The sequence below is a fragment of the Mesorhizobium sp. P2_E6 genome, from assembly GCF_056403835.1.
In genome coordinates, this window is record NZ_JBFUEQ010000006.1 from 463,471 (window position 1) to 489,315 (window position 25,845).

General features: G+C 63.6%; 19 protein-coding genes. 14 read left to right on the forward strand and 5 right to left on the reverse strand.

Features of this window, described 5'->3' with window-relative positions; translation table 11 throughout:
- The first annotated feature begins 88 nt into the window (after positions 1-88).
- Positions 89-679 (forward strand): hypothetical protein, encoded by a 591-nt coding sequence (locus AC1D08_RS18210; protein WP_457150480.1) that lies wholly within the window; start codon positions 89-91, stop codon positions 677-679.
- A 62-nt stretch (positions 680-741) separates the two neighbouring features.
- Here AC1D08_RS18210 and AC1D08_RS18215 read toward each other — a convergent pair whose 3' ends face one another.
- Positions 742-1,227: a MarR family winged helix-turn-helix transcriptional regulator gene (locus AC1D08_RS18215; RefSeq protein WP_457150479.1), complete on the reverse strand. Its 486-nt coding sequence runs from the start codon at positions 1,225-1,227 to the stop codon at positions 742-744.
- Between the two features lie 97 nt (positions 1,228-1,324).
- On the opposite strand from AC1D08_RS18215, the gene AC1D08_RS18220 reads away from it, so the two are divergent.
- Positions 1,325-2,215: a DMT family transporter gene (locus AC1D08_RS18220; RefSeq protein WP_457150497.1), complete on the forward strand. Its 891-nt coding sequence runs from the start codon at positions 1,325-1,327 to the stop codon at positions 2,213-2,215.
- 153 nt (positions 2,216-2,368) lie between these two features.
- On the forward strand, positions 2,369-2,884 hold the full coding sequence (locus AC1D08_RS18225; protein ID WP_457150478.1) for a flavin reductase family protein: 516 nt from the start codon (positions 2,369-2,371) through the stop codon (positions 2,882-2,884).
- A gap of 59 nt (positions 2,885-2,943) precedes the next feature.
- On the opposite strand, the gene ubiG is transcribed toward AC1D08_RS18225, so the two are convergent.
- Positions 2,944-3,693 (reverse strand): bifunctional 2-polyprenyl-6-hydroxyphenol methylase/3-demethylubiquinol 3-O-methyltransferase UbiG, encoded by a 750-nt coding sequence (gene ubiG, locus AC1D08_RS18230; protein ID WP_111548894.1) that lies wholly within the window; start codon positions 3,691-3,693, stop codon positions 2,944-2,946.
- 184 nt (positions 3,694-3,877) lie between these two features.
- Here ubiG and AC1D08_RS18235 point away from each other — a divergent pair, with 184 nt between their 5' ends.
- Together AC1D08_RS18235 and AC1D08_RS18240 are read left to right on the forward strand one after the other, a co-directional pair.
- Complete coding sequence (locus AC1D08_RS18235) at positions 3,878-4,447, forward strand: putative glycolipid-binding domain-containing protein (protein ID WP_457150477.1); 570 nt, start codon at positions 3,878-3,880, stop codon at positions 4,445-4,447.
- Between the two features lie 145 nt (positions 4,448-4,592).
- Complete coding sequence (locus AC1D08_RS18240) at positions 4,593-6,824, forward strand: diguanylate cyclase (RefSeq protein ID WP_477423693.1); 2,232 nt, start codon at positions 4,593-4,595, stop codon at positions 6,822-6,824.
- A 78-nt stretch (positions 6,825-6,902) separates the two neighbouring features.
- On the opposite strand, the gene AC1D08_RS18245 is transcribed toward AC1D08_RS18240, so the two are convergent.
- Positions 6,903-8,783 carry a CHASE3 domain-containing protein gene (locus tag AC1D08_RS18245; RefSeq protein ID WP_457150475.1) on the reverse strand — a complete coding sequence of 627 codons (1,881 nt, stop codon included), beginning with the start codon at positions 8,781-8,783 and terminating at the stop codon, positions 6,903-6,905.
- Between the two features lie 232 nt (positions 8,784-9,015).
- On the opposite strand from AC1D08_RS18245, the gene AC1D08_RS18250 reads away from it, so the two are divergent.
- From AC1D08_RS18250 to AC1D08_RS18285, 8 genes are all read left to right on the forward strand, one after another.
- Complete coding sequence (locus tag AC1D08_RS18250; protein WP_457150474.1) at positions 9,016-10,269, forward strand: aspartate kinase; 1,254 nt, start codon at positions 9,016-9,018, stop codon at positions 10,267-10,269.
- Between the two features lie 83 nt (positions 10,270-10,352).
- Positions 10,353-12,623 (forward strand): phosphoenolpyruvate--protein phosphotransferase, encoded by a 2,271-nt coding sequence (ptsP, locus tag AC1D08_RS18255; RefSeq protein WP_477299737.1) that lies wholly within the window; start codon positions 10,353-10,355, stop codon positions 12,621-12,623.
- 10 nt (positions 12,624-12,633) lie between these two features.
- Entirely contained in the window at positions 12,634-13,713 is a 1,080-nt protein-coding gene (gene prfA, locus AC1D08_RS18260; RefSeq protein WP_457155174.1) for a peptide chain release factor 1, read from the forward strand.
- Entirely contained in the window at positions 13,706-14,584 is an 879-nt protein-coding gene (gene prmC, locus AC1D08_RS18265; RefSeq protein WP_457155173.1) for a peptide chain release factor N(5)-glutamine methyltransferase, read from the forward strand. Before prfA ends, prmC begins: the two co-directional genes overlap by 8 nt.
- 303 nt (positions 14,585-14,887) lie before the next feature.
- Positions 14,888-15,850 carry a DUF4167 domain-containing protein gene (locus AC1D08_RS18270; RefSeq protein ID WP_457152871.1) on the forward strand — a complete coding sequence of 321 codons (963 nt, stop codon included), beginning with the start codon at positions 14,888-14,890 and terminating at the stop codon, positions 15,848-15,850.
- A gap of 221 nt (positions 15,851-16,071) precedes the next feature.
- Positions 16,072-18,678, forward strand: a complete 2,607-nt coding sequence (clpB, locus tag AC1D08_RS18275; RefSeq protein WP_457152870.1) for an ATP-dependent chaperone ClpB — start codon at positions 16,072-16,074, stop codon at positions 18,676-18,678.
- A 57-nt stretch (positions 18,679-18,735) separates the two neighbouring features.
- Positions 18,736-19,101, forward strand: a complete 366-nt coding sequence (locus AC1D08_RS18280) for an MmcQ/YjbR family DNA-binding protein (protein ID WP_457152869.1) — start codon at positions 18,736-18,738, stop codon at positions 19,099-19,101.
- 151 nt (positions 19,102-19,252) lie between these two features.
- Positions 19,253-20,728, forward strand: coding sequence for a L,D-transpeptidase family protein (locus AC1D08_RS18285; protein ID WP_457152872.1), 1,476 nt, complete (start codon positions 19,253-19,255; stop codon positions 20,726-20,728).
- A 147-nt stretch (positions 20,729-20,875) separates the two neighbouring features.
- Here the strand turns inward: AC1D08_RS18285 and AC1D08_RS18290 are convergent, their stop codons facing one another.
- On the reverse strand, positions 20,876-21,508 hold the full coding sequence (locus tag AC1D08_RS18290) for a TMEM175 family protein (protein ID WP_457152868.1): 633 nt from the start codon (positions 21,506-21,508) through the stop codon (positions 20,876-20,878).
- A 163-nt stretch (positions 21,509-21,671) separates the two neighbouring features.
- Here AC1D08_RS18290 and AC1D08_RS18295 point away from each other — a divergent pair, with 163 nt between their 5' ends.
- A complete protein-coding gene (locus tag AC1D08_RS18295) occupies positions 21,672-23,231 on the forward strand; it encodes an MFS transporter (protein ID WP_477228449.1) in 1,560 nt (519 codons plus the stop codon).
- An 11-nt stretch (positions 23,232-23,242) separates the two neighbouring features.
- Here the strand turns inward: AC1D08_RS18295 and AC1D08_RS18300 are convergent, their stop codons facing one another.
- Entirely contained in the window at positions 23,243-25,210 is a 1,968-nt protein-coding gene (locus AC1D08_RS18300; protein ID WP_477416813.1) for a M23 family metallopeptidase, read from the reverse strand.
- Positions 25,211-25,845 lie beyond the last annotated feature (635 nt).

Consider the following 25,845-nt stretch of genomic DNA (forward strand, 5'->3'; position numbering starts at 1 on the left):
CGAACGGCGACATGCTCCAAGAACATCGCTTCGCGTTTTTTTGGATCGGCTGGCCGTAAGGTCTAGCGACAAGAGAACAGTCGGCGGAATGCTTATCATCTATGACGCTGACAAGGGCGGCAAGGATGCGGACAAGGTTGCCGCCGCACTGCAACTGGTTCAAGACTTTGACCCAGTTCGGTATCGGCGTGTTGTCCGAGACCTCAAACAAATTTGGATCACAACCATTTCCGGCGCCGCAGGGCAGTTCGTGGGATCGACATCGACTTGCGAGCTCGATGAACGATTCGTGATGGGCGAACACACATCGATCGAACAGGTGGCTGGCGCCATCGTGCATGAGGCCACGCATGCGCGCCTCGATCAGTGCGGAATTGGCTACGAGGAGGGATCGCGCGCCAGGGTAGAGGAGGTCTGTATGGGGCGCGAACTGGCTTTCGCAGCCAAGTTACCGGACGGGGCGAGTATTCGCCGGTGGGTTGAAGCTCGGCAAGAGGGGGCCATTGATTATTCCAATACAGCGTTCAATACGCGAGAGATTGCCGGAGCGCGGGATGCCCTGATCCATCTGGGCGCGCCGGGCTGGTTTGCGGATATGATCGTCTTTCTCGCAAGGCTGAGGCGGCGCGGGAGCGCAAAACGACAGGCAGGCGGAAGCGCTTCCGAGCCACCGAGCTGACCGTCCTTGGTGCATTCACGTCCAAGGTGGCCGATGCGTCCCAGATCGCCACAAATAGCAGGTCAACTCACGCTGCCGATCAATTTCTCAAGCAGCCGTGACAGCGTTTCCCGTTCCGCCGGCGTCAAGCTCGCGAGGATCTCATGCTCGTTGGCAACGTGGGCGCTGACAGCCTCGTCGATCAGCGCAAGACCCTTTTCGGTCAGCCGCACGACAATGCCGCGCCGATCGTTGGGGTGCGGCCCGCGCAGGATCAATCCGGACGTTTCGAGCCGGTCGAGCCGGTTGGTCATGGCGCCCGACGTCACCATCGTCGCTTCATAGAGAGCGGTCGGCGTCAGCGCGTAGGGTGATCCCGCGCGGCGCAGCGTCGCCAGCACGTCGAACTCCCCGGGCTGCAGCCCAAAGCGGGCAAAGAGCGGCGCGAGGCGCTCGCGGGCGATCAGCGAGGAGGCCTCGTTCAGCCGCCCGAGCACCGCCATCGGCGAGACATCCAGATCCGGCCGCTCCCGCTTCCATTGCTCGATCGCTCTTGCTGCCCTGTCCAACTGTCTCACCATCATATATCTTGACGTTAAGAATCTTTCCATTATCTTACCTCAAGATGCATTGCCGGCCAAGAGCCGCGCATGACGGGGCTCGATGATGAAATTTCTCTGGGATTCGGCGCTCGGCCTGCTGGTGATCACCGGTGGCCTGCTCGGCCTGACGCTGCCGTTCGGCAAGCTCGCCACGGCTGCCGGTGTTCCGGCCATGGTCTGGGCCTTCGTCATCTCGCTCGGCGCCGGCGGCGTGCTGCTGTTCGCCCTGCTGCTGCGCGGCCAGCGCATCCGGCTCACCGCTCGCAAATTGCGCTATTTCTTCATCACCGCGGCGGTGTCCTATGCCGTCCCGAACCTGATGATGTTCTCGGCCATTCCGCATCTTGGCGCCGGCTACACCGGCATCATGTTCACGCTGTCGCCGGTCCTCACGCTGGTGTTCTCGATCGTGCTGCGGGTCCGGCGTCCCAACATGCTGGGCATCGTCGGCATCGCTGTCGGCTTCGTCGGCGCGGTCATGGTGGCGGTGACGCGCGGCGAGGCCGGCCAGCCGGCCGATTTGTTCTGGGTGGTGATGGGCCTGCTCATCCCGGTCAGCCTTGCCGCCGGCAACATCTACCGCACGGTGGACTGGCCGGAAGGCACCGGTCCGATCGAGCTTGCGGTTGGCAGCCACCTGGCGTCGGCGGCGATGCTGTTTGTCGGCATTCTCGCCCTGTTCGGCGCTGGGGCCTTCGCCCCGCTCGGCGGCGTGCCACTGGTCGTCGTCGCCCAGGCCGCGTCGGCGTCGGCGATGTTCGCCTTCTTCTTCCGCCTGCAGTCGGTCGGCGGCCCCGTCTATCTCAGCCAGATCGGCTATGTCGCAGCGGCGGTCGGGCTGTTTGCCGGCACGGTCTTCCTCGGCGAACATTATCAGCTGCTGACCTGGGCTGGCGCGGTCATCATCACTGCCGGCGTCTTCATCACCACCAAGGCACAAAGCCAGAAAGCGTAAGCGGCCTCGGCCGAGTGGCATGCGTCATGCCGGCTGCCATGGCGCCGGGAGCGGGCTCACCCGAATTTGTCCTGGATTCGCTTTATCTTCTTGTTTGAGCGTGGTCTTTTCCGAAAAGCCGTTTCCGCTGTCCGGGACATCGAGGAGCCAGCCATGACTGAATCAAAGGTTCCGGAGGGAACTCCTGTCGGCGTCGCGGATTTTCGAGCCGCGATGCGGCTGATCGTCGGCAATGTCAGCGTCATCACCGCCGGCGTCGGCGAGGATCGCTCCGGCCTGGTGGTCATTTCGGTCGTCTCGCTGTCGGCCGAGCCTCCCAAGGTGATCGCCTGCGTCAACCGATCGTCGTCGACCTGGCCGCTGATCGAACGCTACCGCCATTTCGGCGTCAATTCGCTCGGACCCCAGCATCATCGCGTCGCCGAGCGGTTCTCCGGCTTTGGCGGCATCAAAGGCAACGACCGCTACGAGGGCGCCGAATGGATGACGCTGAAGACCGGAGCTTCATTGCTTTGCGATGCAGTGGCCGCCTTCGACTGCAGCCTCGACGAGATGATCGATCGAGGCTCGCATTCCATCGTCATCGGCACGGTCGAGGCCGTGCGCACCAGCGATGCCGGGCAGGCGCTGATCTACTGGCGGGGCGGTTACAGGCCGCTCGACGCCTAGGATGTGCTGATATTCAGGTGATGCCGGCCTGCAAACGACGTTCCTGCGCGTCCGGTGGATCAGACCGAGCCTTTTTCCGCCAGCACCATGTAGTTGACGTCCATGTCCTTGGAGCGCGCCCAGCGGTCGGCGAGCGGATTGTAGGTGACGCCGGTGCGGTCGATGATGCTCAAGCCGGCGCCGCCAAGCGCCTTTTCGAGTTCTTCCGGGCGCACCAGCTTGCCGAACTGGTGGGTGCCGCGCGGCAGCCAGCGCAGCACATATTCGGCGCCGATGATGGCCAGTCCGAGCGCTTTCAGCGTGCGGTTGATGGTGGCCACGAACATGATGCCGCCGGGCCGGACCATTTCGCCGCATTTGGCGACGAACAGGTCGATGTCGGCGACGTGCTCGACCACTTCCATGTTGAGGATGACGTCGAATTTCTCTCCGGCGTCGGCCAGATCCTCGGCCGTCGTGGCGCGGTAGTCGACGCTCACATTGCCCTCGGCCGCGTGCAGCTTCGCCACTTCGATGTTCGTTTCGGAGGCATCCGCTCCGACCACCTCGGCGCCAAGCCGCGCCATCGGCTCGCACAGAAGCCCGCCGCCGCAGCCGATGTCGAGGATGCGCAGGCCCTCGAAGGGCCGTGCCGCGCGCGGGTCGCGGCCGAAGCGTGTCGCTATCTGGTCGCGGATATAGGAGAGCCGGACCGGATTGAACTTGTGCAGCGGGCGAAACTTGCCGTTCGGATTCCACCATTCGGCGGCAAGAGCGGAAAAGCGCTCCACTTCTCCGGCATCGATCGTCGATCGTCGGGGCTCTGGCATCGGTTGTCTCCTCAAGTGCTAGGAAGTCGGGCGTGGGGCGGCGAATGTCAAGGCAACAATTTTCCCCCGCCGCCAGGGCGATGCATTCTGTCAGGGCATGTCAGTTGCCGGGTGCCGCGGGTGAAACACAATTGGCCAGGCAGGCGAAGGACAGGGCATCGTTTTGAAGGCGAGGGAGTTGACGATGGCACCAATGACGGCTTCCATCCTTTGGCGCCGGCTGGACGTGGAAGGCCACGACGCCTGCCTGCTTTCGCCGACCGACGGCGGGCAGAGCCTCAGGGGCGAGGCCATCTTCGTCCAGGACGGCCAGCCATGCTGCCTTGCCTATGAGGTGATTTGCGATGCCGGCTGGCGCACACGATCAGCGCGGGTCGACGGCTTTTTCGGCACCGGCAAGCTGCACTACGCGATCGAACGAAGGTCCAGCGGCCAGTGGATGCTGAACGGCGAAGCCCAACAGGGCGTCGCCTGGCTTGTCGACGTCGATCTTGGCTTCACGCCGGCATCGAATCTGCTGGCGATCCGTCGGTTCGACCTCGGCATCGGGGAGGCGACGCCCGCCCCGGCCGCCTACCTGACCTTCCCCGAACTCAGGCTGGTGCGCCTCGATCAGACCTACCGGCGTCTCGACACGGTTCGCTATGCCTATGCCGCGCCCATGTTCGGCTATGACGAGGTCCTCGACGTGTCGCCGCACGGCTTCGTCGTCGATTATCCCGGCCTGTGGAGAGCCGTCGCGCAGCCAGGCTGACGCAGCATCCCTGGGTGCAAGGTGTCTGTCCCAGCGACAGTGGTTGATAGGGCTTCCTTAACATGAAATTTACGAGGTTGGCGGTTTCCTGAAGCACGACGGGGATTCGGCATATAGATTGCCTTTCCTAGAATGGGGTGGCTTGGTGCGGATCAAGACCCAGATTATCGCCACTTTGCTGAGCGCAGCGGTCTTGATCGGCCTGGTGGGCGGTATTGCAATAGTCTCCCAGATGTCGCTGACCAGATCCGCCGCACTGGCCGAGGCGACAAGCGTCGCACGGCAACTTGCGGCGTCGATCGCCTTCAAGACTGCCGATACGCCACGCCCGTTGTTCGAGAGACCCGAGGCACTGCGTGAATTCGTCACTTCGCAGCACAGCGGCTCGAAACGCGACCTCGTCGTGGTCGATCGCGGCAAGATCATCCTGGCCGATATCCCAGGTGAGGAACAAAACGTCGGAACCGCGTTCGACCATGATCGCGGCAATGAAATCGGCCGTACGCTCGATGACGGCGAGCCGCGCGACTTCGTCGAAAGCAGCGCCGACGTGTCCGAAGCGATCAACCTGGTCGCGGTGCCGATCAAGGATGCCCCGGGCAAGATCGTCGGCGCGGTCCTGTTCGAATACACGCCGCTGCTGCGCGCCGCGCAACAGCGCACCAACAACATGCTTTGGCTTGTCGGCCTGAGCACCGCAGCCGCCGTGCTGATCTCGGCGATCTCGGCCTTCCTTTTGCTGCGCGGCTTTGGCGCCGGTCTGTCCGGCCTCAACCGCGGCATCGAATCGCTGGCGCGCGGCGACGCCGGGGCGCGAATCGGCAACACCTCCAATGATGAGTTCGGCCAATTGGCACAAGGGTTCGACCAGATGGCATCCGAGCTCGAAGCCTCGCGTGGGCAGCTCGTCGAGCAGAAGGCCTATATCGAGGATATCGTCCGTACCGTTGCCGAGGGCATTGCTGTCATCGACGGCAAGGGCCGGATCGTCTCGGTCAATCCGGCAGCCGCTGAGATCATCGGGTTGCGCAACGACAAGATCGAGGGGCAGGACTGGCCGTCGGTCCTCGACATAAGGGGATTGTCGGGAAACAGGCTGGCGCAGGGTACGTCCCCGATCGAACTGGCGCTGACCACGGGCCGCCGGCATCAGGCCGAGGTGCGGCTGGCGAAGCCCGATGGATCGCACCTGCCGGTCATTGCGAGCTGCAATCCGCTCAATCGCGCCGATGGCGGCATCGTGCTGACGTTGAGCGACATCGCAGAGTTGCGCAGCGCCGAGCGAGCGGTCAGCGATCGCGCCGAGGAACTGGCGACGCTGAACCGCGAACTGAAGGAGACGTCGCAGGCAACCACCCGCCTGGTCAAACTCGGCGAGCTGCTTCAGGCTTGCGTCACCTTCCAGGAGGCGTTCTCCGTCGTCGGGTCGGCCATGCCCGACTTCTTTGGCGGATTGAGCGGAACCGTTCACCTCACCAGCGCCTCGCGCAATCTGGTCGAGGAGATGGCGTATTGGGGCGCGGTCCGTTCGAGCGTTGGCCAATTTGCGCCGGAAGATTGCTGGGCGCTGCGGCGCGGCCAGGAGCATGTTGCCGGCCCCGGCATGCTGACACCACGCTGCAACCACATCACCGAGAATGGCGGCCGCGGTTATGTCTGCATGCCTCTGGCGGCACAGGGAGAGACGCTTGGCATCGTGCATCTGTGCGAACCAGACGCCGCCGACAAGCCGGATTGGCTGGCCGAGCGGCAGCAGATCCTGCGCGGCGTCGTCGATACGCTGGCCTTGGCCCTCGCCAATTTGCGCCTGCGCGAAACACTGCGGCAACAATCGATCCGTGATCCCAACACCGGGCTCTACAACCGCCGCTATCTCGAGGAAACAAGCAGTCGCGAACTGAGGCGCATGGAGCGTGCGGAACAGCCCCTGGCGATGATCATGCTCGATGTCGATCATTTCAAGCAGTTCAATGACACGTTCGGCCATGAAGCCGGCGATCTCGTCCTCAAGCAGGTCGCCGGCACGCTGCTCGACCACGCCCGGGAAAGTGACGTGGTGTCACGCTATGGCGGCGAGGAATTCGCCCTGATGATGCCGGCAACGTCGCTGGCGCACGGTGCCGAGCGCGCCGAGACGCTGCGAAAAGCGATCAAGCAGCTTCACCTCGCTCATCGCGGCCGCACGCTTGGCACCATCACCGCGTCATTCGGGGTGGCTGCCTTTCCGGAGCTAGGCGCCTCCTGGGCGGAGATCGTCAACGCCGCGGACCGCGCGCTCTATCAGGCAAAGGCGGACGGGCGCGACCGCGTCGTCGTCGGGCTGGGCAAGGCCCCCGCCGACCGGCACCAGGCCAAGGCCAGCAAAACCCTGGCTTGAGGTCCGGCGTCCCGCTGTCGCACCCAGCCAGAAACGCGGTTGCGTCCGGACAGGTCGCCGTCATCGATCACGACAGGATCATTCCGGGCCGGGCTGCTTCGTGTCCAGCACGTCGCGCAGTTTCGCCGCCAGTTGCTCGATGGTGAACGGCTTGGCCAGGAAGTGCACGTCGTGGTCGAGCACGCCGTTGTGGACCACGGCGTTCCTGGTGAAGCCCGTGGTAAAGATCACCTTCAGCTGCGGCATGCGGGCGACCGCTTCCTCCGCAAGCTTGCGGCCGTTCATCACCGGCATGACGATATCGGTGAACAGAAGGGCGATGCCGGGGTTTTCGGCCAGCGTCTGCAGCGCTTCCTGGCCGCTACCGACATGGATGACGGTGTAGCCGATCTCGCGCAGGGCATCCGTGGTTGAGGCGCGCACGCGTGCATCGTCCTCGACGACAAGGATGGTTTCGGTGACCGGAGCCATGGGGTTGTCGCCTCGCCCCACCGGCACGGCGACCTCCTCCTGTCCGAAGAAGCGCGGCAAATAGATCTTGATGGTCGTGCCTTCGCCGGGCTCGGAATAGATCTTGACGTGACCGCCGGACTGTTTGACGAAGCCATACACTTGGCTCAGCCCCAGGCCCGTGCCCTTGTTGACCGGCTTGGTGGTGAAAAAGGGCTCGAAGGCCTTGGCCATGGTGTCGGGCGCCATGCCCGACCCGGTGTCGCTGACGGCGACCATCACATACTGGCCGGCTTTGACCTCGGCATGGGTGGCTGCGTAGCTGTCGTCGAGGTGGCTGTTGGCGGTCTCGATGGTCAGCTTGCCGTCGTCGCCCATGGCGTCGCGCGCGTTGACGGCAAGGTTGAGAATGGCGTTCTCGATCTGGCTCGGGTCGGCATGCGTCTTCCACAAGCCTCCCGCCAGCACGGTTTCGATCCGGATGGTTTCGCCGAGCGCCCGCCGAAGCAGGTCGGACATTCCGGTCAGCAGGCGGTTGGTATCGACGATCTGCGGCGCCAGCGGCTGCTGGCGTGAGAATGCGAGCAGCCTGGCTGTCAGATTTGCCGCCCGGTTTGCCGCGTCGATCGCCGCTTCGATGAATTTTGCGATGTCGTGCTCGCCGCGCTCCAGCTTGCGCTGGGCGAGGTTCATGGCGCTGATGATGACCGCCAGCATATTGTTGAAGTCGTGGGCGATACCGCCTGTCAGCTGACCGACTGCCTCCATCTTCTGCATCTGGCGGATCTGGGATTCAGCCTTTTCGCGTGTCTGGATCTCATTGCCGAGCGCGACGTTCTTGCGCGTCAGCTCATCCTGGGCGACGGCCACCTCGCGGTAGCGGCGTCGGGATTCGCGGATGGTGAAGGTGCCGAGCAGAAAGATCGCCAGCAGGGCCGCCAGCGAGCCGATGCGCAGCCAGGTCTCGACCTGGTCCGTGTGCTCGTCACGCTCGGCGACGGCGGCGGCGCCGATGCGCCGGATCGTATCCATGCTGGTCCGGATCTCGTCCATGGCGGCCTTGCCCTGACCGCTGCGGACCATCTCCAGCGCCTTCGCCGCGTCACCCTTGTCATAGAGGGCGATCGTTTCGGACAGCTCCGCCTGCTTTTGCGCAAGCGCATCCTTGATGTGACTGACCTGCGGGGCGAGCTGGTCGTCCGAGGCTGTCATGGTGTCGATACGGGCGAGTTGCCCCGGGATTGCCTCGACCGCCTTCCGATAGGGTTCGAGGTAGGATTTCTCGCCGGTCAGCAGATAGCCGCGCTGGCCGCTCTCGGCATCCTGCGCCAGTGAAAGCAGCCCGGAAAGCAGTTCCTGATATTCGATTGTCTCACGCGCGGCGGCGCGATTGGCCCGCTGGCTCTCGACCAGCACGGCGCGCGTGCCGACGATCAGCGCCAGCACCGCGAAGCCGATGAAAAGCGGGAGCGATTGCCATCGGGTGGCGCGTCGAAGACGAGCAATCATCTGTTATGCCGAACCAAATGGGAATTCCCGCGGGCAGCATTTCGTAAGCGGCGGCGGACCGGAACGCAATATGCCATCTTCTTGAAGTCGGCAATCCGCCGCTAGCCTTGCGAAAGCTTCATCATTTGGCTAAGGAGGCCGCGCATTCAGCGGCCGGCGTCAGCTGGCCTTCCGCTTTTCGGGATTCCGCTTTTGGGCTGGGTCCGGCTTCAGTCAAAGGCATTTCGCTTCCATGGCGCGCATCGTGATGAAATTCGGCGGAACCTCCGTCGCCGACATCGCCCGCATCCGCAATGTGGCGCGTCACGTCAAACGCGAAGTCGACGCCGGCCATGAGGTGGCGGTGGTCGTCTCGGCGATGGCCGGCAAGACCAATGAACTGGTCGGTTGGACGCGCGAAGCCTCGCCGATGCACGACGCACGCGAATATGATGCAGTCGTCGCTTCCGGCGAACAGGTCACCGCCGGCCTTCTGGCGATCACCTTGCAGAACATGGGCGTGCATGCCCGTTCCTGGCAGGGCTGGCAGATCCCGATCAAGACCGACAATGCGCACGGCGCGGCGCGCATCCTCGACATCGACGGCGCCTTCCTGATCAAGCGTTTCGGCGAGGGCCAGGTGGCGGTGGTCGCTGGCTTCCAGGGCATCGGCCCGGACAATCGCATCGCCACGCTTGGCCGCGGCGGTTCCGACACAAGCGCTGTGGCGATCGCCGCGGCGGTCAAGGCCGATCGTTGCGACATCTACACCGACGTCGACGGGGTCTACACCACCGATCCTCGCATCGAGCCGAAGGCGCGGCGGCTGGCCAAGATCTCGTTCGAGGAAATGCTTGAAATGGCCTCGCTTGGCGCCAAGGTTCTGCAGGTGCGTTCGGTCGAGCTTGCCATGGTGCACAGGGTGCGTACCTTCGTGCGGTCGTCCTTCGACGATCCCGATGCGCCCGGAATGGGGGATTTGCTCAATCCGCCCGGAACGCTCATTTGCGACGAGGAAGAGATCGTGGAACAGCAGGTCGTCACCGGAATTGCCTATGCCAAGGACGAAGCGCAGATTTCGCTGCGCCGTGTCGGCGACCGGCCGGGCGTCGCCGCCGGCATCTTCGGGCCGCTGGCCGAGGCCAACATCAATGTCGACATGATCGTCCAGAACATTTCCGAGGACGGCAAGTTCACCGACATGACCTTCACCGTGCCGTCGGGCGATGTCGACAAGGCGCTGGCCGTGCTCGAGCGCCTGAAAGCCTCGATCGGCTACGATGTCGTGCAATCGGAAGCCGGCATGTCGAAGGTTTCGGTCATCGGCATCGGCATGAGGAGCCATGCCGGCGTCGCCGCCACCGCTTTCAAGGCGCTGGCCGACCGTTCGATCAATATCCGCGCCATCACGACCTCCGAGATCAAGATTTCGATACTGATCGACGGTCCGTACACTGAACTTGCGGTTCGTACTTTGCATTCCGTCTACGGTCTGGATAAGCAGTAGCGAGAACGATTTGAGTTGTTGCTTGTGCGCCGGTCGCAGTGGAAACTGCGGCGGGCAGAATGCCCATTGGAGAAGAAGCCGCGATGCGTGATCAGGCCAGTGGCCCGCGCGTTTTGCTGAAACGGCTCCGCGAGCTCATGCAGGAGCCGCTGGAGCCGCAGGAGCGGCTTGACCGGATCGTGCGCGACATCGCCTCCAACATGGTCGCCGAAGTCTGCTCGCTCTATGTGCTGCGCGCCGATTCGGTGCTCGAACTCTACGCCACCGAAGGTTTGAACCCGAACGCCGTCCACCTGGCGCAGCTACGGCTGGGGCAAGGCCTGGTCGGCACGATCGCGGCCAGCGCGCGGCCACTCAACCTTTCCAACGCCCAGGAACACCCGGCCTTCGCCTACCTGCCGGAGACCGGGGAAGAGATCTACAATTCCTTCCTTGGCGTGCCGGTGCTGCGGGCAGGGCGCACGCTGGGCGTGCTGGTCGTGCAGAACAAGACGATGCGCCATTACCGAGACGACGAGGTCGAGGCGCTGGAAACCACGGCCATGGTCATCGCCGAGATGATCGCCACCGGCGATCTGGCGCGGCTGACCCGACCCGGCCTCGAACTCGACCTGCGCCGTCCGGTCAGTTTCACCGGCCTGTCCTTCAACGACGGCGTCGGGCTTGGCCATGTCGTGCTGCACGAGCCGCGAATCGTCGTCACCAATTTGTTCAACGAGGACAGCGAGGAAGAGGTTCGCCGGCTCGAGACCTCGCTCGGCTCGCTCCGGCTCTCCATCGACGACATGCTGGAGCGCCGCGACGTCGCCTTCGAGGGCGAGCATCGCCAGGTTCTGGAAGCCTATCGCATGTTTGCCAACGACCGCGGCTGGGTGCGCCGGCTGGAAGAGGCGATCCGCAACGGCCTGACGGCGGAAGCGGCCGTGGAAAAGGTGCAGAGCGACATGCGTGCCCGCATGCTGCACATGACCGATCCCTATCTGCGCGAGCGGATGAGCGATTTCGACGACCTCGCCAACCGGCTGCTGCGCCAGCTGATGGGCCGCGGGCCGGAAGATGTCGCGGCGTCGCTGCCCAAGGATGCCATCATCGTCGCCCGCTCGATGGGCGCCGCCGAGTTGCTCGACTATCCCCGCGACAAGATGCGCGGGCTGGTGCTCGAGGACGGTGCTGCCACCAGCCACGTCGTCATCGTCGCGCGCGCCATGGGCATTCCTGTCGCCGGCCAGATGAAGGGCGCCGTTTCCATGGCGGAAAACGGCGATGCCATCATCGTCGACGGCGAAGAGGGCGTGATCCATTTGCGGCCTCAGTCCGACCTCGAAGCCGCCTATGCCGAAAAGGTGCGTTTCCGGGCGCGCCGGCAAGAGGTCTATCGCGAGCTGCGCAAGAAGCCGTCGACGACGAGGGACGGTGTCCAGGTCGACTTGTTGATGAATGCCGGTCTTGCCGTCGACCTGCCACAGCTTGCCGAGGCGGGTGCGGCCGGCATCGGTCTGTTCCGTACCGAACTGCAGTTCATGGTCGCCTCGACATTTCCCCGCGCCGAGGCCCAGGAAAAGCTTTACCGCGACGTGCTCGAGGCAGCGCGCGGCAAGCCGGTGACCTTCCGCACCATCGACATCGGCGGCGACAAGGTGCTGCCCTATTTCAAGGGAGCGATCCAGGAGGAGAACCCGGCGCTCGGATGGCGGGCGATCCGCCTGACGCTTGACCGGCCGGGCCTGCTGCGCACCCAGATCCGCGCTCTGCTCAAGGCCAGTGGCGGACGTGAACTCAAGCTGATGCTGCCGATGGTGACCGAGCTTGGCGAGATCGCCCAGGCGCGCGAGATCATCGATCGCGAGGTCAGGCATCTGTCGCGCTTTGCCCATCATTTGCCGACCAGCCTCAAGCTGGGCGCGATGCTGGAAGTGCCGTCGCTTCTGTTCCAGCTCGACGAATTGATGAAAGCGGTCGACTTCGTCTCGGTCGGTTCGAACGATCTGTTCCAGTTCGTCATGGCCGTCGACCGCGGCAACACGCAATTGGCCAACCGGTTCGATACGCTGTCGGCGCCGTTCCTGCGCGTCCTGAAGCAGATCGCCGATGCCGGCATCCGCAACCACACGCCGGTAACCCTGTGCGGCGAACTCGCTGGCAAGCCGATCTCGGCGATGGCGCTGATCGGTCTCGGCTTCCGCTCGATCTCGATGTCCCCGGCCTCGATCGGCCCGGTCAAGGCGATGCTGACGGAACTGCCGCTGGATGAGTTGGAGGCGTTCTTCAAAGACAATCTGATGGCGCCGGCGCAGGGGCTGCCGATGCGGGCGCTGCTGCAGGCCTTTGCCGACGACCGTTCGATCCCATTGTAGCATCCTCATCATGGTCAATTTGCCCCGCGATCGTATGGATCAAGTCGTCAAGCGTTTCGAGATGCTCGAAGCGCAGATGTCGGCTGGCCCAGCGCCGGATGCCTATGTGCGGATGGCGTCGGAATATGCCGAGATCCAGGACATGGTGGCCAAGGTCAGGGCGCTGCGCTCGGCCGAGCATGAGCAGGCCGATCTTGAAGCCATGCTTGCCGATAAGGGTACCGACGCCGAAATGCGGGCCTTGGCGGAGGCCGACCTGCCGGGGGTCGAGGAGCGCATCGAGGCGCTGCAAAAGGACATTCAGATCCTGTTGCTGCCCAAGGATGCCGCCGACGACAAGAACGCCATTCTCGAAATCCGTGCCGGCACCGGCGGCGACGAGGCCGCGCTATTCGCCGGCGACCTGTTTCGCATGTATGAGCGCTACGCCGCCGAGCGCGGCTGGCGTTTCGAGACGGTGTCGGCCAGCGATGGCGATGCCGGCGGCTACAAGGAAATCATCGCCACGATCTCCGGCAAGGGCGTCTTTGCGCATCTGAAATTCGAATCCGGTGTGCACCGCGTGCAGCGCGTGCCGGCGACCGAGGCGAGCGGGCGCATCCACACCTCGGCCGCCACGGTCGCCGTGCTGCCGGAAGCCGAAGAGGTCGACATCGACATCAGGGCCGAAGACATCCGCATCGACACCATGCGCGCCTCGGGCTCGGGCGGCCAGCACGTCAACACCACCGATTCGGCTGTGCGCATCACCCATCTGCCGACCGGCATCATGGTGGTGCAGGCGGAAAAGTCGCAGCACCAGAATCGCGCCAAGGCGATGCAGATCCTGCGCGCCCGCCTCTATGACCTGGAGCGCAGCAAGGCGGACGAGGAGCGCTCCGAATCGCGCAAGTCGCAAGTCGGCTCCGGCGACCGTTCCGAGCGCATTCGCACCTACAATTTCCCGCAAGGCCGCGTCACCGACCACCGCATCAACCTGACGCTGTACAAGCTCGACCGGGTGATGATGGGCGAACTCGACGAAGTGATCGACTCGCTGATCGCCGATCACCAGTCGAAGCTGCTCGCCGACATCGGCATCGATGGCTGATCGACTGCCCGAGGCGCTGGGGCCGCTGCTGCGGCAGGCGCAGGCTCGGCTCGCCGCTGCCGCCGTCGACGATCCGGCGCTCGATTCGAGGCTGATCGTCGAACATTTTTCCGGCACGACGCGCACGCAGGCGATTGCCGATCCCAACCGCAAGATCGACGGAAGCGCCATTGCGGCAATTGTTGATGCCTTGAGACGGCGCGCCGGCGGCGAGCCGGTGCATCGCATCCTCGGCTATCGTGAATTCTATGGTTTGCGCCTGTCGCTGTCGCCGGAAACGCTGGAGCCGCGGCCGGATACCGAAACGCTGGTCGAGGCGATGCTGCCTTTCGTCAGGGCAGTGGCAGTGCGGGAAGGCGAATGCCGCATCCTCGATCTTGGCACCGGCACCGGCGCCATCGCGCTGGCGCTGCTCAGCGCCGTGCCGGCCGCGATCGCCACTGGCGTCGATATGTCCGCGGGCGCGCTGGCGACGGCGACCCGCAATGCAAGGCAACTGGGCCTCGCAGGCCGATTCACAGCGCTCCAGTCGGACTGGTTCGAAAAAGTTTCCGGCCGGTACCATGTAATTGCCGCAAACCCTCCCTATATACGGTCTGAAGACATTGGAAATCTGCAGGACGAAGTCCGCAATTTCGATCCGCGCTTGGCCTTGGATGGTGGCGAGGACGGTCTGAACCCCTACAGGATCATCGCCGCGGAGGCGGCAAGGTTTTTGGAAGCTGAAGGCAGGATTGCGGTCGAGATCGGCCACACGCAGCACAACGAGGTCTTGGGAATATTCGCCGTAGCCTGCTACCTGCCGGGCGGTGCATTTCAGGACCTTGGTGGAAACGACAGGGTTCTTGTCTTTAAAAGGACAAAGCCTTGACGCAGTGCAAAAAAAGCGCTTGGCAATGCCGGGGAATGCGGCTAGGGTCGCCTTAACCGGATGAGACGAAGCAGGCAGTGCTCTTAGCGATTCGGTCTTCCTTGGAAATAGCTGCCTTCTTGCGCAAACGATGCCCAAGCTTCGTGCGGGAATCGTCCGGCAAGTGATGTAACCGGAACAGGATGGCACGTGGCGCCAACGCAATTGATGCGGGCGAACGCCGGTGAAGAAACGAAGCGGCTGGCTGCATGAGCGCCTCCGTTCGTGAAGAGTTTTCGAAAATTTCAAAATGAAGAGAGTTTGATGAGGCCACAACAGCAGAACAGGCGCATGCGCGGTCGCAACAATAATGGCGGCGGCGGTGGCAATAACAACAATAACAACAACAACCGCAAGGGACCAAATCCCCTGACGCGCAACTACGAGAGCAACGGCCCGGACGTGAAGATCCGCGGTTCGGCTCAGCAGATCGCCGAAAAATACGCGACCTTGGCCCGTGATGCGCATAGCTCCGGCGACCGGGTCATGGCGGAGAACTATCTCCAGCACGCAGAACACTACAATCGCATCATCGCAGCCGCGCAGGCGCAGATGCCGATCCAGAACACGCAACAGAATCGCGATGATTTCGACGATGACGGCGACGAGGATCGCGACGAGTTCGACAATGCCGGCAACAGCGGCAACACTATTTCCGATGCCCAGGTACCGGTGATCAACCATGGCGCCGGGCCGCAGCCGGTCATCGAAGGCATGCCGGCCGAGGTCGCGCTCAACCGGGAAAACGGCCGCGACAATCGTGATGGCAATAGCGGGCGTGACAATGGCGGGCGCAACAATGGCGGCCGCGACAACAATGGGCGCCACCGCGATCGTCGCCCCAATGGCGGCTACGGCCAGAATGGACAGCGCGACTATGGCTCGTCCGCCGAGCAAGGCGGCCAGCCGCAACGCAACGAGGCCCCGACCCAGGTCGAAGCCGCTTCGCCGACCGAATCGACCGAATCCGTTGTGACAGCCGAGCCGGCTCCGTTGTTCGAAAACCTGTCGCCGGCAGGTCTTGCCGCCCAGGCCGAGCTCAATGAGGCGGCCGCCGAAAGCGGTGCTGCCCGTCGCCCGAGGCGCCCGCGCCGTCCGCGCGTCAGCGCCGATCAGGTCGACAGCGGCAGCGACAATGTCAATTCCGGCGCCGATGCCGGCGAGGTGGCTGCGGCCCCGGCCGACGGCGGCAATGCCGAACCGGTCAAAGTCGACATCGACAACTGATCGAACGACATTTCAGGATATCGGACGGCGGAGAGAAATCTCCGCCGTTTTCGTTTTGTGCCGCGATGGAATATTGTGCGTTGACCGGCATCAAGGCGTCTTGAGACAGCATGGCCTATGCACCATATCTCGGCTGAACTGGACCCGGCTCGAATGGGCGGGTCCGTCACCGCAATCGGATCCGGTGCCGCAAAGCGGGCCGGTGATGGAAGGAGACAGATATGAACCTTGAGAAATATTCGGAGCGCGTGCGCGGCTTCATCCAGTCCGCGCAGACCATGGCGCTCTCCCGCAACCACCAGCAGTTCACACCCGAACACATCCTGAAAGTGCTCGTCGACGACGACGAGGGCCTGGCCGCGTCGCTGATCGAACGTGCCGGCGGCAGCGTCCGCGACGTCAAGCTTGGCGTCGAAACGGCGCTCGAAGCGATGCCCAAGGTAGAAGGCGGCAACGGCCAGCTCTATCTGGCGCAGCCGCTGGCAAAGGTGTTTTCGTCCGCCGAAGAGCTGGCCAAGAAGGCCGGCGACAGCTTTGTCACCGTCGAGCGGCTCTTGCAGGCGCTCGCCATGGAGAAGTCGGCCAAGACCGCCGACATCCTGGCCAAGGCCGGAGTCACCGCGCAGGCGCTCAACCAGGTCATCAACGACGTCCGCAAAGGCCGCACCGCCGATTCGGCGAGCGCCGAACAGGGCTACGACGCGTTGAAGAAATACGCACGTGACCTGACCGCGGATGCTCGCGCCGGCAAGCTCGATCCGGTCATCGGCCGTGACGACGAGATCCGCCGCACGATCCAGGTGCTGTCGCGCCGCACCAAGAACAATCCGGTGCTGATCGGCGAACCGGGCGTCGGCAAGACGGCGATCGCCGAAGGCCTGGCGTTGCGCATCGTCAATGGCGACGTGCCGGAATCGTTGAAGGACAAGCAATTGATGGCGCTCGACATGGGCGCGCTGATTGCCGGCGCCAAATACCGCGGCGAGTTCGAGGAGCGGCTGAAGGCCGTGCTCTCCGAAGTCACCTCGGCCGACGGCAACATCATCCTGTTCATCGACGAGATGCACACGCTGGTCGGTGCCGGCAAGGCGGATGGCGCCATGGATGCGTCGAACCTGTTGAAGCCGGCATTGGCGCGCGGTGAACTGCACTGCGTTGGCGCCACAACGCTTGATGAATATCGCAAGCATGTCGAGAAGGATGCGGCCCTTGCCCGCCGCTTCCAGCCGGTGTTCGTCGATGAGCCGACTGTGGAAGACACCGTCTCGATCCTGCGCGGCCTGAAGGAAAAATACGAACAGCACCACAAGGTGCGCATCTCGGATTCGGCGCTGGTGGCGGCGGCGACGCTGTCGAACCGCTACATCGCCGACCGCTTCCTGCCGGACAAGGCGATCGACCTCGTCGACGAAGCCGCTTCGCGGCTGCGCATGCAGGTCGATTCCAAGCCCGAGGCCCTCGACGAGATCGATCGCCGCATCATGCAGCTCAAGATCGAGCGCGAGGCGCTGAAGGTCGAGACCGACGATGCGTCGAAGGATCGGCTCGCCCGCCTGGAAAAGGAACTCGCCGGGCTCGAGGAGGAATCGACCGAGATCACCACAAAGTGGCAGGCCGAGAAGCAGAAGCTCGGGCTTGCCGCCGATCTGAAGAAGCAGCTCGACGAGGCGCGCAATGAGCTTGCCATTGCCCAGCGCAAGGGTGAATTCCAGCGCGCCGGGGAGCTTGCCTATGGCAAGATCCCGGAACTGGAAAAGAAGCTGAAGGAAGCCGAAGCCCAGGACGGCAAGGTCGGCATGGTCGAAGAGGTGGTCACTCCCGACCATGTCGCCCATATCGTCTCGCGCTGGACCGGCATTCCGGTCGACAAGATGCTGCAGGGCGAGCGCGACAAGCTGTTGCGCATGGAAGACGAGATCGGCAAGCGCGTCGTCGGCCAGGGCGAGGCGGTGCAAGCTGTCTCGAAGGCGGTGCGGCGCGCCCGCGCGGGCCTGCAGGATCCGAACCGGCCGATCGGCTCGTTCATGTTCCTCGGACCGACGGGCGTCGGCAAGACCGAACTGACCAAGGCGCTTGCCAGTTTCCTGTTCGACGACGAGAGCGCCATGGTGCGCATCGACATGTCGGAGTTCATGGAGAAGCACTCGGTCGCCAGGCTGATCGGCGCACCTCCCGGCTACGTCGGTTATGAGGAGGGCGGCGCTCTGACCGAAGCGGTGCGGCGCAGGCCCTATCAGGTCGTGCTGTTCGACGAGATCGAGAAGGCGCATCCGGACGTGTTCAACGTGCTGCTGCAGGTGCTCGATGACGGCCGCCTGACCGACGGCCAGGGCCGCACCGTCGACTTCCGCAACACGCTGATCATCATGACGTCGAACCTCGGCGCGGAGTATCTCGTCAGTCTCGGCGAGGACCAGGATGTCGATCAGGTCCGCGACGAGGTGATGAATGTCGTCAAGGCTTCGTTCCGGCCGGAGTTCCTCAACCGCGTCGACGAGGTGATCCTCTTCCACCGGCTGCGCCGGCAGGATATGGGTCGCATCGTCGAGATCCAGCTCAAGCGGCTGGAAAGCCTGCTGACCGATCGCAAGATCACGCTGTCGCTGGACCAGGAGGCGATCGACTGGCTGGCGGCCAAGGGTTACGACCCGGCCTATGGCGCACGGCCGCTTAAGCGCGTCATGCAGAAGGAACTGCAGGACCCGCTGGCGGAGAAGATCCTGCTCGGCGACATCCTCGACGGCTCGACCGTCAAGGTGACAGCCGGTTCCGACCGGCTGAACTTCCGCTCGAAGCCGACGATTGTGGCGGCCGAGGCGGCAGCCTGATCCAATGCCGCGCGTCCAGCCTGGACGCGCGGCCTTTTCATACAAGCGGGGGCGCGGATGACGCTGGACGACTACAACAGCTTCTGCGCTTCGCTGCCTTCGACAAACCACGTCGTCCAATGGGGCGGCGCTCATGTCTGGAAGGTCGGGGCCAAGGTCTTTGCGATCGGCGGCTGGGACCAGGGCCAGCAGCTCTTTGTCACCTTCAAATGTTCCGACATCGCTTATGACGTGCTCAAGGAGCAGCCGGGCTTGCGTCCGGCACCCTATCTTGCTTCGCGCGGCATGAAATGGATCCAGCGTCAGACAAGCCAGAGCATGGATGATGACGCGCTGAAGGACTATCTGCGCGAGAGCCATCGCCTTGTTGCCCTGAAGCTGACGAAGCAGGCGCGCAGGGAGCTGGGACTTGCCGCAAGCTAGCTGATATTCATCGAGGCGCCAGGAAAACGCCATCTTCATGCCCGGTTCATATTGGAACCATATGGTGGTGAACTGGTTTGCTGGCGAAGGGGTTCGCCGTACAGGGACACTGCCGGGCGGCGGCAATTACGGACCGGAGAGTTTGGCCACCATGCTGCGCACGATCTTCACCCTTTCGGTACTCGCCGGCGGGCTTTTGTCTTCTGGCGCGCTCGGCGCGCCGACGCAGGACAGCGCACCACGGGTTGCCCGCGCTGCCGACGATGGCGGCATCCTCGTCGCCCAGGACGGCAATCTCGACGTCTATTACGACGCCAGGGGCAACCGCGTCATCGTCGATGCCGATACCGGCAAGGTCATCGCTATCCAGCCGCCGCAGACGCGGCTCGACCGGCGCGCGCTGCGCCGCGAGACACGGCTGCGCGAACTGGGCCGCGTCCCCGATGACAATGACCGCTACTATCTCGACGATCCGCAAGACATGGCGCGGTTCCGCCGCAAGCAGTTGGAAGAAGAAGGCCGGGTCATCCCGCCGCCGGCGGACGAATATGATCCTAACAGCGACAATTCCGTGGAAGCCTATCCGCCGCCACCGCAGGACGACGGCAGCTACGACAACAATTATCCCGATGCGCCGCAGTCGACAGAGCCGGGCACCATCAAACGCCAGCCGCTGAACGAGGCCTCGATTGACCCTGCCCAGCCGGCGTCTCCCTCCGAGCAAGCGGGACTGCCGCCAACGACTGGGGGCAAGTCGACCGTCGAGCCGGCGCTTTCGCTGGGAGCACGTCAGGATGTCGCGGCGCTGCAGGTGCTGCTCGACCGGGGTGGCGCTTCGCCTGGCGTCATCGATGGGCGTTTCGGTTCGAATGTCGACAAGGCGCTCGCCGCCTACAACCAGATCACTGGCAGCAATCTGCGGTCGACCGATGCGGTCGGCATCCAGGCGGCTCTTGCGCAGTCCGGCGGCGATGCCTTTGCCAATTACACCATCACCCCGGAGGATGCGGCCGGCCCCTATGTCGCCTCGATCCCGGAAGACTACAGCCAGAAGGCGCAGCTCGACCGCATGGGCTATACGTCGGTGACCGAGGCGCTCGCGGAGCGCTTCCACATGGACGAGAACTACCTCAAGGCGCTCAACCCGGACGCCAACTTCAATCGTCCCGGTACGACCATCAAGGTCGCAAATTTCGGCAAACTGGTCTCGACGCCGGTTGCCCGTATCGTCGCCGACAAGGGCAGGAAAGAGGTCTTCGCGTATGATGCGGGCGACAAGCTGGTGGCGGCCTATCCCGCAACCATCGGGTCGGCGGATACACCGTCACCGTCCGGCATACACGCTGTATCGCGCGTCGCTCTCGATCCGAACTACACCTACAACCCCAGCATCAATTTCAAGCAGGGTCAAAACGACAAGGTCCTGACCATTCCGCCAGGTCCAAACGGCCCGGTCGGCTCGGTGTGGATCGCTCTGGACAAGCCGACCTACGGTATCCACGGCACGCCGGATCCGTCGAAGATCGGCAAGACAGAAAGCCATGGCTGCGTGCGCCTGACCAACTGGGATGCGCGCGAACTGGCCAAGCTGGTCTCGCCGGGCGTCACCGTTGAGTTCGTCGAGTAGGCGCTGATATTCAGATGAGGCCGGCCTGCGAACGGCGGCTTCCTCCGCTTCCGGTGCTCACGTACCCAGAAGTACGCTCCGCTCCGGTTCTCGAAATCCGTCGTTCTCGACTCGGCCTGATCTGAATCTCAACGCGCCCTGAAACGGTCAGCCGATGATCCTGCGCACCCACTTCGCGCCCGGGGTTATCGCATAGACCAGTTGCACCACCAGGATAAAGCCGACGCTGAGTAACGGCGTGATCAGGCACAGTGCCGCGCCGACCGCCCACAGGATCTGCGCCTTGACGATGCGCAGATAGACCGTGCGGCTGGTTTCCGCGTCGACATCCTCTGCCAGGAAGTCGTTCTTCTCCGCATAGCGCCAGCTGGCGAACAGCGTGACGCCGAGCATCAGCAGGTTGAGCCAGTAGACCAGCATCGCGGTTCTGAACTCGAGGAAGTCGGCCAAAAGATCGGTCGAGAACGGCAGCAAGGCAATGAAGGCGAGAAAGCAGAGGTTCAGCGTGGCAAGCCGCCGGTCGGATTTGGCGATCAGCCCATGCTGCGCCTGCTGGCCGAACCAGAAGATGGTCAGCGTCAGGAAGCTCAAGGCGTAGGTCAGGAAGCGGGGCGCCAGTGCCGCGATTGCGGCAAGCAGATCGCGCTCCGAATGGATCGCCTCGTGCGCCGGCACCCTGATTTCGAGGACGATCAGGGTGAGTGCGATGGCGAACACGCCGTCGGTGATGCCAACGATACGGCCGCGTCCCTCCGCCGATGCTTCAAGTGGCCGCTTCATCGACTTCTCCCCGTCTGCAATTTTCCGGAAACCTAGCCAGAACCTAGCATGACTGCCGCCGTGTGCACCCGGACAGGAGCGATCCTGGCCATGTGGCTGGTTTCAAGGACAGCAATCCACTGGCTGGTTGTTGCCAACACGCCTGCGGTCTAAGCAAGGTTCCATGCATTCACCAAGCGAAGCCGCCGCCGTTCCGCTGACCAGTCCGGTCACGAACGGCACGTTCTGTCCACCGTCGCAACGGCGATTTGTGCTGATTGCGGCGATCCTGGCCTCGGCGCTCGGTTTCATCGACGGTTCGATCCTGGCCATCGCCATGCCGGCGATTCGCGTCAACCTTGGTGCCAGCCTGGCGCAAGCGCAGTGGATTTCCAATGCCTACGCGTTGACGCTCTCGGCACTGATCCTTGCCGGGGGCGCCGCCGGCGATCGATTCGGTCTGCGCCGCGCCTTCGTGGCAGGCATTGCGCTGTTCATTGTCGCCTCGCTTGCCTGTGCGCTGGCGCCGAATGCGGTGGTGCTGATCGCATTTCGCGCGCTGCAGGGCATTGGTGCGGCGGTCATGGTGCCGGGCAGCCTCGCCATCATCGCCAAGGCCTATCCGAAAAAAGAGCGCGGCCGCGCCATCGGGATCTGGGCCGCGGCTTCGGCGCTGACCACGGCACTTGGCCCGGTGCTCGGTGGTTTCGTGCTGTCGGCATTCGGTGTCGGCATCTGGCGGGCGATCTTCGCGGTCAACCTGCCGCTCGGCCTGATCTCGATCTATCTGCTGCTGGCCAAGATCCCGGCCGACGCGCCGACGGAAAAACGCAGCCTGGATCTCGGCGGTGCCGCGCTGGCGACATTAGCCTTCGGCGCGCTCGCCTACGGGCTGACCTCGATGAGCGCCGGCGGCGAGGGCCATTTGTCGGGGCCGAGCATTGCCGCCGGTGCCGTGCTGCTGGCTGTCTTCATCGCCTTCGAGCTTTGGCAGCGCGAGCCGATGATCGATCTGTCGCTGTTTCGCGTCGGCGCTTTCGCCGGCGCCAATGCCGCGACGTTCTTCCTCTATTTCGCGCTGTCGGCCAATCTTTTCTATCTGCCGATGCTGCTCATCGCCGGCTGGGGACTGAGCACGGCCGAGGTCGGCTTCATCTTCCTGCCGCTGTCGGCATCGATGGCACTTTTGTCGCGGCCCGTCGGCCAGTTGTCCGACCGGATCGGGCCGCGCTTTCCGATCGCCTTCGGCAGCCTTGTCGTGGCTTTCGCGTTTGCCGGACTTGCCTTGCTCGCCCATGCCGGCATCCACAATTTCTGGACGGGAACATTTCCGCTGATGGGGCTGATGGGGCTCGGCATGGCGCTGGTCGTGTCGCCACTGTCGACCGCGATCATGACGGCGGTGGAAGACAAGGATACCGGTGCTGCCTCCGGCATCAACAATGCCGTCTCGCGCATCGGCGGCCTGATCGCGGTGGCAGCGATGGGCTCGCTTGCCGCCCGGGTCTACGCGAAAGCCCTCGATGGGAATGCGACGCCCGGCGTGCCAGGCTTTGGCGAACCGGCGGCAGTTGGGCTGGCGCCGGCAGTCGATGCGGCAAGGCTTGCCGCCGGCGACGCGGCGTTTTCCGCCGTCTCTTCGGTGACGGCACTGCTCTGCCTGCTTTCAGCAGTGATCGCGTGGACGACCATTCCCGGTCAGCGGCTGCCATGGCCGTGGCGTGCGGAAAATCCGCAAGGCTGAAAATCAGCGAATCAGCCGTCGATCTTGGCGCTCGCAACCTTCAGCGAATCACTGTCTTCCTGCTTCAGCAGATCGTCGATGCGCTCGCGTTCGCGCTTGAAGGCGACGAGATCATCGCCCTTCAGCACTTTGCCGACCGGCAGCCGGACACGCATCGAATCGACTTTGGTGCCGTTGACGATCAGCTCGTAATGGAGATGCGGACCGGTGGAGAGGCCGGTCTGGCCGAGATAACCAATGACCTGGCCCTGGCGAACCCGCACGCCTTCTTCGATGCCTTTGGCAAAGGCGCTCTGGTGATTGTAGGACGTCTCGTAGCCATTGGCATGACGAATGATGATCTGTTTGCCATAGCCGCCGGCCCAGCCCGCCTTCTCGACGACGCCATTGCCGGCGGCGATGATCGGCGATCCGATCGGGGCGGCCCAGTCCGTACCTGTGTGCATGCGGACATAGCCGAGGATAGGATGCCTGCGCGCACCAAACCCGGAGGTAAATCTCCCGTTTGGCAGTGGGTTGCGCAGTAGGAACTGCTCGGCGCTGCTGCCGTCCTCGTCGAAATAGTCCGCGCTACCGTCCTGCATCTGAAACCGGTAGAAGTTGCGCGTTTGCCCACCGAAGGTCGATGAGACATAAAGCAGTTCGGACTCGTCGGACGCTTGGTCGTCGCCGTCCGGCTGCGAGAACAAGACTTCGAGGCGATCCGCCGGATTGAGTCGCGACTGGAAGTCGACGCCGGATGCCAGCAGCTTGACCAGTTGCTGGGTCATCTTTTTCGACATGCCATAGGAATAAGCGGCGCGGTAGATGCCGTCATAGATGTTCGGCAAATTTCCGCGCACCACCACGGGCGGTGAGTCGTCGAACGCCGTCAGTAATTCGGGGTTCGGATCCGGCTCCTGCGCCGGCACATACTGGCCGCGATCGTCGAGCGCGATGGTGACGATGTGCTGCGTTCGGTCGTAGACGCTGGTGCGCACGACCTTGGCGGCGTCGCCATGCACCTCGAGACCGACACGCAGCACAGTTCCGGCCTTGAGCGCCGTCGCGTTCAACAGCTTGGCGATCGCTTCGGCCATGCCGGTGGCGTCTTCTCCCGTATAGCCCGAATCGGCAAAGGCCTCGGTAATGTCGAGATCCTTGGTGAAGGGAATGATTTCCTCGGCGAAAGCCGGCGCCTGATCGTCGGCGGCGGCGCGTGGCGCCACCGAGACGTTCTCCGGCACGATCTTGACGTCATAGGAGCCGGCCATGCTCTCGGCAAAGGCGTCGCCGAATCGCTGCGGGTCGACATAGTGGAGTGAAGCGACCTGGACGGCGCCATCGCTGAGGTCGGTGCCGGCTTCGCGCACCACCTTTTCCACCTCGTCGGCGGACAGGTCGCTCTTTTCGTCGAAAGCCGCCGTATCGATCGGGAAATCGACGGTCTTCAGGCTCATCTCGCTTTCGACCTTGGCGCCGTAGATCTGGCCGGAAGCGGCCGAGGCTGTCGCCGGCTGCGCAGCACTGTCGTCGCCGTCGTTGCCGAACACCTGCATCGGGTCGAAAGGCGGGTAGGGGCGGCTGGTGGTGTGGCCGGCGGCAAGCGCCATCTTGATCTGCACGAAAGGCATGGTGTGGATGACGTCGCGGTCGCCGACCTTGGTCACCATCGACACTTCCATCCGACGGCGGTCCTTGGCCTTGGCGATCTGACGCGGCGCCACCAGCCTTGTCGTCTTGGCCACCTCGCCGGAATCGCCATTGCCGGCAAGATTGATCAGTTCCGCAATCTCGGGTGGCGTCGCCAATTGCTGACGTCCGTCAAGGGCAGCGAACAGTGCCACGCCCATCAGCACGCTCGAGGTCACGCCGGTGAGGAAGGTCCCTGACAGCCAGCGTGCGGAAACCTCGCGCCGGTCGGGCGGGCCGCTGCGGCCGTCCGCAATAAGCGGCGGCTCGTTGCCGAGTTCGGCTATGACATCTTCCGTGTCTGGCATCCAGAAAGGCTGCTTCTTCCCCGGGCGGAACGGCTTGTCGCTTTTGTTATGGCCGTGACATTTGCCTGTCATGGCCGGTGAAGTCAACGAAGCCTACGCCCCGGTCGAATTCCCCTCGCGCACTTCTCTTGTATAGGGCGCTCTATAAAGAGGGGCGGTTCACCTTCTCTGCAAGGCTCATCGCGCACCCCTGTATGAGGCTCTTGAAAGAGGCGCTGCGCCGTCGGCGCGGTGCCGCTTTCGTTGGCTTCGGTGTCGAACGGCAATGCGGCGGCAATAGGGCTCCTTCGTGGTCACCCACCCGGCGTTGTCGCTGTTCCCCAAGGGCAGCCGGCTATCAACAGACCGGGTCCGAGATTTCTGTCGCAAAAAGTTCAAAAACTTTGAGATGGCTGTTGACAGTTGTTGAAGGTGGCGACTATATACGCCTCACCAACGAGGGCGGCACGCCGCTGGCGACGAAGAAGTTTGCTTCTAAGCCTGCCCGTTGTGAGATTCAAGAGAGCCGCGTAAGCGACACTCGGACGGCCCCGGAGCCAAAAGCGAAACGGGCCACGACACTGCGTCTGCGGTGTCTGTTCTTTGAAAATTGAATATTGAAGAAAGAGAAACGTGGGCGGCAGAGTCCTGCTGAA